Source organism: Pseudarthrobacter sp. CC4, assembly GCF_048957775.1.
Classification (GTDB): domain Bacteria; phylum Actinomycetota; class Actinomycetes; order Actinomycetales; family Micrococcaceae; genus Arthrobacter.
In genome coordinates this window covers 1-12,760 of record NZ_JARCCZ010000001.1, presented here as the reverse complement: position 1 = coordinate 12,760, position 12,760 = coordinate 1, and the positions used below count along the sequence as shown (strand labels likewise).

Sequence of the window (12,760 nt, the reverse complement as noted above, 5' to 3'; positions counted from 1 at the left end):
TGCTGCCGCCATTCGTGGCGGGACCCGGCAAGAAGGTGCCCGTCTGACGCCCGCTGGGGGTCGTCAGACGGGCATCATCGTTTCCCCACTAGAATGGGTCGGAAATCAATTCAAACTTTGCAGGGGAGATCCATGGCTGCGATCAACCGTGACGACGTCGCGCACCTCGCGCGGCTCGCTCACATTGAGATGAGTGACCAAGAGCTGGACAGGATGGCCGGCGAACTCGCCGTCATCGTTGATTCGGTCAAATCCGTCAGTCAGGCCGCCGGCGACGACGTCCCGGCCACCTCACACCCCATTCCGCTGAGCAACGTGTTCCGCGAAGACGTTGTGGGCCACACCTTCACGGCGGAGCAGGCACTCTCCGGGGCGCCGGACTCCGACGACAACCGTTTCAAGGTCCCGGCAATCCTGGATGAGGCATAAACCCATGACTGACACGAACAAACTCATCCGCCTCTCCGCCGCCGAGCTTGCCGAAAAGCTGGCCGCCAGCGAGGTCACCTCCGTGGAGGTCACCCAGGCTTACCTGGACCGGATCGCGGAGGTGGACGGCGGCGAACGCGGCGTCAACGCGTTCCTCCACGTCAATGCAGAGGAGGCGCTCGCCGTCGCCGCCGAGGTGGACGCCATCCGCGCCGCCGGCGGTGCGGAGGCCGAAGCGCTGCATGTCCTCGCGGGCGTGCCCATCGCCGTGAAGGACCTCATCGTCACCATCGGCCAGCCCACCACCGCGGGATCCAGGATCCTCGAAGGCTGGCACAGCCCGTACGACGCCACCGTCGTCGAGCGCCTGCGCGCCGCGAAGATGCCCATCCTGGGCAAGACCAACCTGGACGAGTTCGCCATGGGCTCCTCCACCGAGCACTCCGCCTACGGCCCCACCCGCAACCCCTGGGACCTGGACCGCATCCCCGGCGGGTCCGGCGGCGGGTCCGCTGCCGCCGTCGCCGCCTTTGAGGCGCCCCTCGCCCTCGGCACCGATACCGGCGGGTCCATCCGCCAGCCCGGCGCCGTCACCGGCACCGTGGGCGTGAAGCCCACGTACGGCAGCGTCTCGCGCTACGGGGCCATCGCCATGGCGTCCTCGCTGGACCAGATCGGGCCGGTTTCCCGGACCGTCCTGGACTCCGCGCTCCTGCACCAGGTCATCGGCGGACACGATCCCCGCGACTCCACCTCGCTGCCGGACCCGCTCGCCGACCTCGTCGCCGCTGCCAAGACCGGCAACGTTGAAGGCCTGCGGATCGGCATCATCAAGGAGCTGCACGGCGAGGGCTACCAGGCCGGCGTCGAAAACCGCTTCAATGACGCCCTGGAACTCCTCAAGGAGGCCGGCGCGCAGATCGTTGAGGTTTCGTGCCCCAACTTCCAGTACGCCCTGGGCGCCTACTACCTGATCATGCCCTCCGAAGCGTCCTCCAACCTCGCGAAGTTCGACGGCGTCCGGTACGGCCTGCGCGTCCTCCCGGAAGAGGGGCCCATGACCATCGAACGCGTCATGGGTGCCACCCGCGCCGCCGGTTTCGGCGATGAGGTGAAGCGCCGCATCATCCTGGGCACCTACGCCCTGTCCGCCGGCTACTACGACGCCTACTACGGCTCGGCGCAGAAGGTCCGGACCCTGGTGCAGCGCGACTTCGAGGCAGCGTTCACGGTGGCGGACGTGCTGATCTCGCCCACCGCCCCCACCACGGCCTTCCGCCTCGGCGAGAAGCTGGACGACCCCCTGGCCATGTACCTCAACGATGTCGCCACCATCCCGGCCAACCTGGCCGGCGTTCCCGGGCTCTCCCTGCCGGGCGGCCTGGCGGACGAGGACGGGCTGCCCGTGGGCATCCAGCTGCTGGCCCCTGCCCGCGAGGACGCCCGCCTGTACCGGGTGGGCGCCGTCCTGGAATCGCTGCTCGAGGCGAAATGGGGCGGTCCGCTGCTGGCCCAGGCCCCGGCGTTGGCCGCCTCGGTGGCCGGGCCTGTCGAAACCCTTGTTGGTAGCCAGGAGGCAAAATAATGAACACTGAAGCAATCCTGAGCTTCGAAGAGGCCATGGAGAAGTACGATCCCGTCCTGGGGTTCGAGGTCCACGTTGAACTCAACACCAAGACCAAGATGTTCTCCTCCGCCCCGAACGTTTTCGGCGACGAGCCAAACACCAACGTCAACGAGGTGGACCTTGGCTTGCCGGGCGTCCTGCCGGTGGTCAACAAAACGGCGGTGGAATCCTCCATCAAGATCGGCCTTGCCCTGAACTGCAAGATCGCCGAGAGCTGCCGGTTTGCCCGGAAGAACTACTTCTACCCGGACACCCCCAAGAACTTCCAGACGTCCCAGTACGACGAGCCCATCGCGTACGACGGCTACCTGGACGTCGAGCTCTCGGACGGCACCGTGTTCCGCGTGGAAATCGAGCGCGCGCACATGGAGGAGGACGCCGGAAAGCTGACCCACATGGGCGGGGCCACCGGCCGCATCCACGGCGCCGATTTCTCCCTGGTGGACTACAACCGCGCCGGCGTTCCGCTGGTGGAGATCGTCACCAAGCCCATCGAGGGCGCCGGCTCCCGCGCACCGGAGCTGGCCAAGGCCTATGTGGCGGCAGTCCGCGAGATCGTCAAGAACCTGGGCGTGTCCGACGCGAAGATGGAACGCGGCAACGTCCGCTGCGACGCCAACGTGTCGCTGCGCCCGCACGGCCGCGAAAGGTTCGGCATCCGGTCCGAAACGAAGAACGTGAACTCGCTGCGCGCCGTCGAACACGCCGTCCGCTACGAGATCCAGCGCCACGCCGCCGTCCTGGACGCCGGCAACCCCGTGGTGCAGGAAACCCGCCACTGGCACGAGGACACCCGCACCACCACCTCGGGCCGGCCCAAGTCCGATGCCGACGACTACCGCTATTTCCCGGAACCGGACCTGGTTCCCGTGGTGGCTTCCCGCGAATGGGTTGAGGAACTCCGGGCAACCCTGCCCGAGCCGCCGGCCGCCCGCCGCAAGCGCCTCCAGGCCGACTGGGGCTACTCGGACCTGGAGTTCCGCGACGTGGTCAACGCCGGCGTCATGGACGAGATCGAGGAAACCATCGCCGCCGGGGCCTCGGCCTCCGTGGCCCGCAAATGGTGGATGGGCGAGATCGTGGGCCGGGCCAAGAACGCTGACGTGGACCCGGGCCAGCTAGGCGTGCAGCCCGCCACCATCGTGGAGCTTGCCCGCATGGTGGAGGAAGGCAAGATCAACAACAAGATGGCCTCGGAGGTGCTGGACGGTGTCCTCGCCGGCGAAGGCTCCCCGGCGGAGATCGTGGAGACGCGCGGCCTGGCCGTTGTTTCCGACGACGGGCCCCTGCTTGAGGCCATCGACGCCGCCCTGGCCGCGCAGCCCGACGTCGCGGACAAGATCCGCGGCGGCAAGGTCCAGGCCATCGGCGCGATCGTGGGCGGCGTCATGAAGGCCACCCGCGGCCAGGCCGACGCAGCCCGGGTCCGCGAGCTGATCCTGGAGAAGCTGGGCGTCACCGCCTAACCTCCTCCCATCCCAACCGGGTAGCGCGAAGTGTCGTTTTGAACGCTCATAACGACACTTGGCGCTACCCGGTTTTTCTTTAAGTACTCAGGTGCGTGCGCCGCGAAAGTACTTATGTTCACTGGCTGGACGCGGTCCTACACTGAAGCGCAGGACACCGGTGCGGGGAACAAACGGGCCGGTGCCGCCGGAGATGCTGTGTGGGAGGAATGGACATGTCCGTCAGGGATCCGCTGAAGATTCGCAAGGGCCTGCTCGCCGGAGCCGTGGCCCTGACCTTGACGGGGGCCGGGGTGGCCTTTGCCTGGGCCGCCGACTCGCCGCAGCCCTCCCCATCGCAGTCGGCGCCGGGGCAGGAGAACCGGCCGGCCAAACCGGACAAATCCCAGCGCCCGCAGCACCTGCACAGCGAGGGCGTGGTTAAGAAAGCGGACGGCACCTTTCAAACCGTCCTGGAACAGCGCGGCACGGTGGAGTCCGTCAGCGACACCTCGATCACCGTCAAGAGCGAGGACGGCTACTCGCAGACCTACGCGGTCAACGCGGAGACGAAGATCAAGAAGGTACCTGCCCCCGCCGCCGACGGCTCGTCGGCAACGCCCGACGGCGGCAAACGGCTTAAGCCAACGGACGGAACCATCGCGGACATCGCCGCCGGCGACACGGTCCGGATCTCCGGCGTCAGGAATGGGGACCAGGCCACGGCAGAGCGGATTGTTGAAGGTGCCGGTGAGGGTCCGGGACTCGGGCTGGGTCGGGGCCACGACAAGGGCCACGGCCACGAAAAAGGCCACGGTAAACGCCATGCAAAGTAGGTAGCAGCAAGTGTCGTTTTGACCCCTCAAAACGACACTTAGCGCTACCTAGTTGGGTCAGCCCTGCTCCACCAGCCCGGCCATGATCTCCTGCAGCGCCTCGGAGACGATCGTGACCGAACGGCGCTTCAGGTTCTCCGGCCGGGCCAAAAGGTCGATCCGGCGCCGGGTGCTGATACCGGCCAGCGGCCGGAGCACGATGTCCGGATTGAGCACCGGTCCCGCGGTATACCTCGGGAGCAGGCCCACCACGCCGCCGGCAGCAACCAGGGCCGCCACCGTGGAGTAGTCGTTGATCCGGTGGACGATGTTCGGCTCACGGCTGGAAACGGCGGCGACGGCGGACAGCACGTCGGCAGGAGAGTATCCGCTGTGGCTGGTCACCCAGGCCTCGCCGCCGACGTCGTCTGCCGTCACCGCAGCCTTGGCCGCGAGGGGATGCCCGGCCGGCAACGCCACGTCCAGCGGTTCGTGCGCCAGTGGTATCACGGTGACCCGCTCGGCCGGCCACCGCGGGCTGTGGTCCATCCTGTGGGCGAGCACCAGGTCATAGCGTGCGGTCAGGGCGGGAAAGTCCTGCTGGGCCACGTCCTCGTCCGAGAGTTCTATGCGCGGCTGGCCCGGTGCGTCAAGGATCCGCGCCAGCGGGGCGAACACCGCCTGGCCGGCACTGTGGAACCCGCAGAGGGTCACCCGTCCGGCGGAAGAGCCGTGATAGTTGCCGATGGCGTCCCGTGCGTCGGCCATGGCACTGACGACGGCGGCCCCGGCGTCGGCCAGCACCTGCCCTGCCTCGGTGAGGACCAGGTTGCGGCCCTCCTTGCGGGTGAGGGGAACGTCGATCTTCCGCTGCAGCAGCGCCAGTTGCTGGGACACGGCGGACGGGGTGACCATGAGGGTGTCGGCCACGGCCTTGACGCTTCCCAAGGCGCCGAGTTCCCGGAGGATTTCAAGCTGGTGGATCTCCATCCCGCCAGTCTACGCATTAGGAAAGCTGCATCGTCGATTGAGAATTTCGCTGTTGTGCTAAAGCTTTCTCCTCGCTCTAATGGGGAAGGCAGGACATGCCAAGGACAGACAAAGAGTGAGGAAGCCGATGAAGGCTTTGTACAAGGCCGGCCCGCAGGCCGGCTTCGAACTGGTGGAGCGCCCCGAACCCGAGGCAGGCCCCGCGGACGTGAAGATCCGGGTCATGACCACCGGGATCTGCGGCACGGACCTGCACATCCAGTCCTGGGACTCCTGGGCACAGGGGATCATTGAAGCCCCCCTCATCCCGGGCCATGAGTTCTACGGTGAAGTGGTGGAAATCGGCGAGGACGTCCGCGACGTCAAGGTGGGTGACCGGGTCTCCGGCGAAGGCCATGTTGTCTGCGGGATCTGCCGGAACTGCCGGGCAGGCAGGCGCCAGATGTGCATCCACACCGTGAGTGTAGGTGTGCAGCGGGACGGCGCTTTCGCGGAGTATGTGGTGATCCCGGAAACCAATGTCTGGGTCCACACCGACCCCTCGGTCACCCCGGAGCTGGGCGCCATCTTCGACCCCTTCGGCAATGCAACGCACACTGCCCTGAGCTTCCCGCTCGTGGGTGAGGACGTGCTCATCACCGGCGCCGGACCCATCGGCCTGATGGCCATCGCCGTCGCCCGCCACGCCGGCGCCCGCAAGATCGCCATCACCGACGTGTCCCGGCCCCGCCTGGACCTCGCGCGCCGGCTGGGTGCCGACCTGGCCATCGACGTCTCCACCACCCGTGTCCGGGATGCCCAGCGCAGCCTGGGCATGCGGGAGGGCTTTGACATCGGAATGGAAATGTCTGGCCACCCCGGCGCACTGCCCGAGATGATCGACAACATGAACCACGGCGGCCGGATCGCCATGCTGGGGCTGCCCAGCCAGGACATCATCATCGACTGGGGCAAGGTGGTCACCCACATGCTCACGCTCAAAGGCATCTACGGCCGCGAAATGTATGAGACCTGGTACGCCATGAGCGCCATGCTCAGCTCCAACCCCGTGCTGAACGCCGGAATTTCCGCCGTCGTCACTGACACCCTGCCTGCCGGCCAATGGGAAAAAGGCTTCGACCTTGCCCGCAGCGGCACAGGTGGCAAAGTTGTCCTCGACTGGACCCTACTCTAAGGAACGCCATGTACACCTCGATCAAGGACCAGCTGAGCACCGAGCTGGAGGACATCCGCAGCGCGGGCCTCTTCAAGACCGAACGCAGCATCAGGTCCCCGCAGTCCAGCCACATCACGGCCGGACAGATTGGGCAGCAGGGCGCGGACGTGCTCAACTTCTGCGCCAACAACTACCTCGGCCTGGCGGACCATCCGGAGATCATCCGCGCGGCCAAGGACGCCATGGATGAGCGCGGCTTCGGCATGGCCAGCGTGCGGTTCATCTGCGGCACCCAGGACCTGCACCTGGCACTTGAATCCCGCGTCTCCCGGTTCCTCGGCACTGAGGACACCATCCTGTTCTCCAGCTGCTTCGACGCCAACGGCGGGGTGTTCGAGTCCCTGTTCGGACCGCAGGATGCCATCATCTCCGATGCCCTGAACCACGCATCCATCATCGACGGCATCCGCCTCTGCAAGGCGCAGCGCTACCGCTACGCCAACCAGGACATGGCGGACCTGGAGGCCAAGCTTGTGGAGGCGTCCACACAGGACCAGCCCGCCCGCCGCAAGATCATCGTCACGGACGGGGTCTTTTCCATGGACGGGTTCCTGGCCCCGCTTGAGGCCATCTGCGACCTCGCCGAGAAGTACGACGCCATGGTGATGGTTGACGACTCGCACGCCGTCGGCTTCATGGGGCCAACCGGTGCCGGCACGCCGGAACATGCAGGCGTTTCGCACCGCGTCGACATCTACACCGGCACGTTCGGCAAGGCGCTGGGCGGAGCATCCGGGGGCTATGTATCCGGCCGCGCGGAAGTGGTGGCGATGCTCCGGCAGAAGGCCCGCCCGTACCTCTTCTCCAACTCGGTGGCCCCCGCAATCGTCGCCGCCACCATCAAGGCCCTGGACCTGGTGGAGAACTCGGCGGACCTGCGGCGCACGCTCTTCGAAAACGCCGCCCTGTTCCGCCGCCGGATGACGGAGGAGGGCTTCGACCTCCTGCCCGGCGAACATGCCATTGTCCCGGTCATGTTCGGCGACGCCGTGATGGCTGCCAGGGTTGCCGACCGGATGCTGCAGCATGGCGTCTTTGTCACCGCATTCAGCTTTCCGGTGGTTCCGCGGGGTGCCGCGCGGATCCGGGTGCAGCTTTCAGCTGCGCACTCAGCGGACGACGTCGAAGCCTGCGTGCGTGCCTTCGTCGCCAGCCGGGCGGAAGTGGCAGGCTAAGACAGGAAGCGCCGGCACCGACTCTGCGAGGATGGAGAAATGGCAGCACATTACGATGTCCTGATCGTGGGCGGCGGCATTGCCGGACTGTCCCTGGCGTCCGCGCTGGCGGGCAGTTGCAGCGTGGCGCTGGTGGAGGCCGAGCAGGAGCTGGCGTACCACACGTCCTCCCGCTCGGCCCGCCAGTTCATCCCCAGCTACGGCCCGCCGGTTGTCCAGGCACTGACCGTCCGGACTCTTGAGCTGCTTGCCGCCCGCGATGCGCAGTTGCCTGAACCCATCCTGACGCCGCGCAGCTTCATGCTGATCGGCTCCGAGGAAGCAGTGGCTTCTGAAGCGAGCGGACTCATGCGGTTCATCACCCCCGCTGAGGCTCTGGAGCTTTGCCCGGCACTGGTCCCCGGCACATTCCAGGCCGCCGGACTGGATGAAGGGTCCTTCGGCTGTGATGCGCCACGGCTCCTGGAGGACCACCGGCAGCGCGCTGCGGCGGCCGGAGCGGACATCATCACGGGCGCCAGGGTGCACACCGCCCAGCGCCTCGGCTCCGGCTGGCAGGTGGGGGCCGGGACGGAGGGCTTCCAGGCGGGCGTCCTGGTCAACGCCGCCGGCGCCTGGGCGGACGAACTCGCCGTCATCAGCGGCGTGGAGAAGCTGGGGCTGCAGCCGTACCGGCGCACCGCGGCGATTGCCGCCGTCGAACATCCCCTGCCTGAACGCTGCCCCATGGTGGCGGCCGCGGACAGCACGTTCTATTTCCGCCGGGACGGCGACGACGTCCTCATCTCGCCGTCTGAATCGGAGCCGAGCGGACCGGAGGACGCCCGTCCCCGGCCGGGGGACATTGAGCGGCTGGTGGGCAGGCTGAACCAGGTGACAACCCTCGGAATCAAGGACATCCGCCGGGCGTGGACAGGATTGCGGACGGAAGCGGCCGACGGCGTCCCCGTGGCGGGGTTCGACGCCGAAGCGCCCGGCTTCTACTGGCTGGCCGGCCAGGGCGGCTACGGTTTCCAGACCTCTTCGGCCATGGCTGAGCTCGCGGCCGCCCAGATCCTGGCCGGCCAGGGCGGTGCGGCTGCCGCAGCCGGCACGGATGGTCCGGCATCCCGGACAGCGCAGGCACTGGCGGCCACCCGCTGGTCCGTCCGGCGCTGAAGAATGGCTGTATGAGTACGCTGATCACCAATATTGCCGAGCTGATGACGCAGGACCTGGAGCACCGGGTCCTGAAGGATGCAGCAGTGGTGGTCGAGGGTGAGCGGATCTCCTGGATCGGTGCCGCAGCCGATGCGCCGGCCGCGGACGACGCCGTTGATGCCGGCGGCCGGGCCCTGCTTCCCGGCTGGGTGGATTCCCATACCCATCTGCTGTTTGCCGGTGACCGGACGGCAGAGTTCGAGGCGCGGATGGCGGGGGAGTCCTACTCGGCCGGCGGGATTGCGGTGACCATGAAGGCCACCCGTGCCACCTCCGACTTCGACCTCACCCGCCTGGCGCTGGGCCGCGTGGCCGAGGCTGTCTCGCAGGGGACCACCTACCTTGAGACGAAGACCGGCTACGGCCTCGACGTCGAACACGAGGCCCGGAGTGCCCGCATCGCCTCCACTGTGGCGGACCAGGCCACGTACCTTGGGGCGCACCTGGTGCCTTCCGGGCAGGACCCGGAAGCCTACACGGACCTGGTCTGCGGCCCCATGCTCACCGCCGTCCGGCCCTACGTGCAGTGGGCCGATGTCTTCTGCGAGGAAGGGGCGTTCACGGCCGGGCAGTCCCGCCGGGTCCTGGAGGCCTGCCGTGACGCCGGGCTGGGGCTGCGGGTCCACGGAAACCAGCTCGGTGAAGGCCCGGGCGTGCAGCTCGCGGTTGAATTCGAAGCCGCCAGCGTGGACCACGTGAACTACCTCGCGGACAAGGATGTGGACGCACTGGCCGGAACCTGGGCCGGCTGGGATGCCGGCAGCGGAACGGGGCCGCGCGGAACCGTGGCAACATGCCTGCCTGCCTGCGACCTCTCCACGCGCCAGCCGCTTGCGCCCGCGCGGGTGCTGCTGGACAGGGGCATCCAGGTGGCGCTCGCCTCCAACTGCAATCCGGGCACGTCCTACACAAGCTCCATGGCATTCTGCGTCACCACCGCGGTGCTGCAGATGCGGCTCAGCGTCCATGAAGCCGTCCGTGCTGCGACGTACGGCGGCGCCCTGGCCCTCCACAAGGACAACGGCAACGACGCCGACGGCGAGCGTGCGGTGGGCTCGATCGCCGTCGGACACCGTGCGGACCTGCACCTGCTGAATGCGCCCTCGGCCACCCACCTTGCCTACCGGCCGGGCATGCCCCTGACGTACGCTGTATGGCGGGCCGGCCGGCGGGAACGGTAGCTCGTGGCCACTTAAGTGACGTTATTTGATCATTAGGGTTCTGTTATGATCAAGAAACGTCATCATAGCCGGTGGCGGGAGCTTTTGGAGGCCTTGCATGACCCGCACCGACCGTTTGACGGCAATCCTTGACCTTCTGGCCAAGTCCGGCCAGGTGGAGGTCGACGAGATCGTGAGTACCCTGAATGTCTCGCCGGCCACCGCGCGGCGGGACCTCGATAGTCTCGCTAAGCGCCGGCTGCTCACCAGGACCCGCGGCGGTGCCACCACGGGAGCCCTCGCCTATGACCTGCCGGGCCGGTACAACCGTGACGACCATGCCGAGGCCAAGGAACAGATTGCCCAGGCCGCGTCCGCGCTGATTGCACCCGGGGCCGTGATCGGCCTCTGCGGCGGCACCACCAGCACCGCCCTGGCGCAGATCCTGGCCACCCGTGAGGACCTCAACGCGCCGTCCAACCAGCCCACCCTGACGGTGGTGACCAACGCCATCAACATCGCCGGGCAGTTGGCGGTCCGGCCCAACATCAAGGTGATGGTCACCGGGGGAATCCTCAACCCGCGCTCCTACGAACTGGTGGGTCCGTACACGGACATCATCATGCAGAAGGTGGTGCTGGACATTGCCTTTATCGGCGTCAACGGCATCGATCCCGAAGTGGGGCCCACCAACACAGGGGAGGGCGAAGCTTCGGTCAACGCCCTGCTCGCCAGCAGGGCACGCGTCTCCTACGTGCTGGCTGACTCGTCCAAAGTGGGGGTGCGCGCCTTCGCAACCATGGACGGGTACAACTTCACCCGGCTGATCACCGATGCCGGAATTTCCGCCCGGGACAAGGCGGCATTCGAGGCCAACGGCACGGAAGTGATCGTCGCCGGCAGCTGAGGCACGGGGCCTGTGCGGCTTCCGGCCATGTGGCGCGGGCAGGACAGCGAGGGGTACGGGACACTGAGGCGTAATCAGCCCGGATCCAGAAACTGAAGGCAAGATGGGAACATGCTGGTTCCCTCCCGCCGCCGACTGCGGCTCGAAGTCTGGATTGTCCTGGGCCTGTCCTTGGGGCAGTCTGCCGTGTACTCGGTTGTGCAGCTGCTGGACAAGATGACCCGCGCGCCGCTGGCGGAAGGCACCTCCACACTCAACCGCTCCCAGAGCACGCGCGAATACTTTGACCTCACGTACCAGCTGTTGGACATACTCTTCGCCCTGGTACCCGTGATGCTGGTGATCTTCTTCCTCAGCGACCAGCGGCAGGCCGCATCCGGCGACGGCACCAGCCCTGGTTCGGCCTTCCAGAAGCTGGGTTTCAACTTCGCCCGCCCTGGCCGGGACCTGTTGCAGGGCCTGGGGCTGGCGGCACTGATCGGCATCCCGTCCCTTGGCCTGTACGCCGCCGGCAGGGCGCTGGGAATCACCACGGCCATTATTCCCAGCGCGCTGGATGCGTACTGGTGGACGGTGCCGGTGCTGATCCTGTCCGCGATGCGCCACGCCGTGGTGGAGGAAGTCATCGTGGTGGGGTACCTGTTGAACCGCTTTGGAAAGTTCGGCTGGAGCATCCCGCTGTCCATCCTGGCGAGCTCGCTGCTGCGCGGCAGTTACCACCTGTACCAGGGGTTCGGGCCCTTTATCGGGAACTTTGTCATGGGCGTTCTTTTCGCGTGGCTGTACACCCGGACGCGGCGGGTGATGCCCCTGGTGATCGCCCATGCCCTGCTGGATATCGTCGCTTTTGTAGGCTTCAGCCTCTTCGGCAAGGCCGTGGGGTTGGGCTAGGTGCCTGGGCACACTAGATCCAGGACAAGCACGACGACGGCGGCACGCGGTCAGGCGGGCGGGGCGTGCAGGAGCCGTTCCAGGGCTTCTTCGCCGGGGGAGAGCCCGGTGTAGGCGAAGTCCGTACAGCCTGCGATTGATCCTTCCAGGCGTTTCACTTCCGCAGCCCGATCCGGCCAGTGGGGTGGTTCCCAGTCCTGGTGTTCGGTTGTGTAGTGGCGGCCGGTGGGTGAGGTCCAGCCGGGTGGTTCGGTTTTTGTTGCCGGGGTGGGTTTCCAGCCGCTGGTGTGGCGGAGTTTGTGGTGTTTCGGGCAGGGCTGGCCGAGGTTCGAGACTCCTGTGGTGCCGCCGTTGTGCCAGGCGAGGAGGTGGTCGGCTTCGTTGTCGAGGGAGTGGTTGCTGCAGCCGGGGAAGGGGCATTTTCCGTCCCTCAGCCTGAGCCAGTTCCGCATGGCCTTGGTCACCCGGTAGCTGGTGCGGCCGATTTCCAGCGGCGCCCCGTCCCGCGGGTCCACCAGGACGCGGTGGAACGAATCCGCCCCGGTCGCGACGAGGTCCCGGGCCATGGAGGGCGGGATGGGGCCGTACCCGTCCAGCATGGCGGGTTCCCCGGTGAGTCCCAGCAGGGAGAACACGGGCACGGTGACCAGTACCTCGGCCCGGACTGGCGCTTGGTTTGGACCGGTTCCCTCGCCGCCGTCGCCGGCACCGGGTGCACCGGTAACGCCGCTGGTGTTGCCGCTGTTGAGGAGCCCTTCGGTGAAACTATCCGCCCGGAGCTGGGTGAGGGTGCGGTGCTCGTTTGGTCCCTGCATGGTCCGGGAGAGCGCGGTGAGCTTGTTCCAGAGGGCCGTGGCCTGGTGGGCGGGCAGGTAGGCGGAGAGCCAGGCCATCCCGTCCTGGTC

At 67.2% G+C, this 12,760-nt stretch carries 12 protein-coding genes; 10 read left to right on the top strand and 2 right to left on the bottom strand.

From position 1 onward, the window contains the following. Nucleotides 1-132: 132 nt before the first annotated feature. The 4 genes from gatC to PV768_RS00045 all read left to right on the top strand — a co-directional run bounded on the left by gatC (nucleotide 133) and on the right by PV768_RS00045 (nucleotide 4,337). A complete protein-coding gene (gatC, locus tag PV768_RS00060) occupies nucleotides 133-429 on the top strand; it encodes an Asp-tRNA(Asn)/Glu-tRNA(Gln) amidotransferase subunit GatC (protein WP_059319419.1) in 297 nt (98 codons plus the stop codon). Between the two features lie 4 nt (nucleotides 430-433). After that, nucleotides 434-2,014, top strand: coding sequence for an Asp-tRNA(Asn)/Glu-tRNA(Gln) amidotransferase subunit GatA (gene gatA / locus PV768_RS00055; protein ID WP_421091915.1), 1,581 nt, complete (start codon nucleotides 434-436; stop codon nucleotides 2,012-2,014). Next, nucleotides 2,014-3,522: an Asp-tRNA(Asn)/Glu-tRNA(Gln) amidotransferase subunit GatB gene (gatB, locus tag PV768_RS00050; RefSeq protein WP_321215795.1), complete on the top strand. Its 1,509-nt coding sequence runs from the start codon at nucleotides 2,014-2,016 to the stop codon at nucleotides 3,520-3,522. The genes gatA and gatB overlap by 1 nt, the downstream gene beginning before the upstream one ends. A 215-nt stretch (nucleotides 3,523-3,737) precedes the next feature. Then, nucleotides 3,738-4,337 (top strand): DUF5666 domain-containing protein, encoded by a 600-nt coding sequence (locus PV768_RS00045; RefSeq protein ID WP_421091914.1) that lies wholly within the window; start codon nucleotides 3,738-3,740, stop codon nucleotides 4,335-4,337. A gap of 57 nt (nucleotides 4,338-4,394) precedes the next feature. Here PV768_RS00045 and PV768_RS00040 read toward each other — a convergent pair whose 3' ends face one another. Further along, nucleotides 4,395-5,306 (bottom strand): LysR family transcriptional regulator, encoded by a 912-nt coding sequence (locus PV768_RS00040; protein WP_157238657.1) that lies wholly within the window; start codon nucleotides 5,304-5,306, stop codon nucleotides 4,395-4,397. Nucleotides 5,307-5,433: 127 nt separating this feature from the next. Between PV768_RS00040 and tdh the strand changes: the two genes are divergently transcribed. The 6 genes from tdh (at nucleotide 5,434) to PV768_RS00010 (ending at nucleotide 11,855) form a co-directional block, all read left to right on the top strand. Continuing rightward, the gene (gene tdh, locus PV768_RS00035; protein ID WP_421091913.1) at nucleotides 5,434-6,480 is read left to right on the top strand and encodes an L-threonine 3-dehydrogenase; all 1,047 of its coding nucleotides are present in this window, start codon (nucleotides 5,434-5,436) and stop codon (nucleotides 6,478-6,480) included. An 8-nt stretch (nucleotides 6,481-6,488) separates the two neighbouring features. Next, nucleotides 6,489-7,697 carry a glycine C-acetyltransferase gene (locus tag PV768_RS00030; RefSeq protein WP_421091912.1) on the top strand — a complete coding sequence of 403 codons (1,209 nt, stop codon included), beginning with the start codon at nucleotides 6,489-6,491 and terminating at the stop codon, nucleotides 7,695-7,697. A 39-nt stretch (nucleotides 7,698-7,736) separates the two neighbouring features. Further along, the gene (locus PV768_RS00025) at nucleotides 7,737-8,855 is read left to right on the top strand and encodes an NAD(P)/FAD-dependent oxidoreductase (protein WP_421091911.1); all 1,119 of its coding nucleotides are present in this window, start codon (nucleotides 7,737-7,739) and stop codon (nucleotides 8,853-8,855) included. A gap of 11 nt (nucleotides 8,856-8,866) precedes the next feature. Continuing rightward, entirely contained in the window at nucleotides 8,867-10,078 is a 1,212-nt protein-coding gene (gene hutI / locus PV768_RS00020) for an imidazolonepropionase (protein ID WP_421091910.1), read from the top strand. A 97-nt stretch (nucleotides 10,079-10,175) separates the two neighbouring features. Beyond that, complete coding sequence (locus PV768_RS00015) at nucleotides 10,176-10,964, top strand: DeoR/GlpR family DNA-binding transcription regulator (RefSeq protein WP_157238652.1); 789 nt, start codon at nucleotides 10,176-10,178, stop codon at nucleotides 10,962-10,964. Between the two features lie 111 nt (nucleotides 10,965-11,075). Beyond that, a complete protein-coding gene (locus tag PV768_RS00010; protein WP_421091909.1) occupies nucleotides 11,076-11,855 on the top strand; it encodes a CPBP family intramembrane glutamic endopeptidase in 780 nt (259 codons plus the stop codon). A 50-nt stretch (nucleotides 11,856-11,905) separates the two neighbouring features. Here the strand turns inward: PV768_RS00010 and PV768_RS00005 are convergent. Continuing rightward, nucleotides 11,906-12,760: DUF222 domain-containing protein (locus PV768_RS00005; protein WP_421091908.1), on the bottom strand; the 855-nt coding region annotated here is incomplete at its 5' end.